At 66.5% G+C, this 477-nt stretch carries 1 protein-coding gene; it reads left to right on the top strand.

Annotated elements, in window-relative coordinates:
- The coding region (locus K7G60_RS38690; protein ID WP_225805642.1) for a cobalamin-dependent protein at nt 1-477 on the top strand (477 nt) is incomplete at both ends.

The following is a 477-nucleotide window of genomic DNA, read 5'->3' as shown; positions in this document are numbered from 1 at the left end:
GATGCAGCTGCCGTTCGTGCTCCAGTCCGCCGAGGTCATGAAGACCGCGGTGGCCCACCTGGAGCCGCACATGGAGAAGTCCGACGCGGAGGGCAAGGGCACGATCGTGCTGGCCACCGTCCGCGGCGACGTCCACGACATCGGCAAGAACCTCGTGGACATCATCCTGTCCAACAACGGCTACAACGTCGTCAACATCGGCATCAAGCAGCCGGTCTCCGCGATCCTGGAGGCCGCCGAGGAGCACGACGCCGACGTCATCGGCATGTCCGGTCTCCTGGTGAAGTCCACCGTGATCATGAAGGAGAACCTGGAGGAGCTCAACGGCCGCGGCCTGGCCGCCAAGTACCCCGTGATCCTCGGCGGCGCGGCCCTGACCAGGGCCTACGTCGAACAGGACCTCCACGAGCTCTACGAGGGCGAGGTCCGCTACGCCCGCGACGCCTTCGAGGGCCTGCGCCTCATGGACGCCCTCAT

Source organism: Streptomyces sp. NK15101, from assembly GCF_020400725.1.
GTDB lineage: Bacteria > Actinomycetota > Actinomycetes > Streptomycetales > Streptomycetaceae > Streptomyces.
Note: the sequence above shows the minus strand (reverse complement) of the source record. Positions and strands in the feature narration are given on the sequence as shown.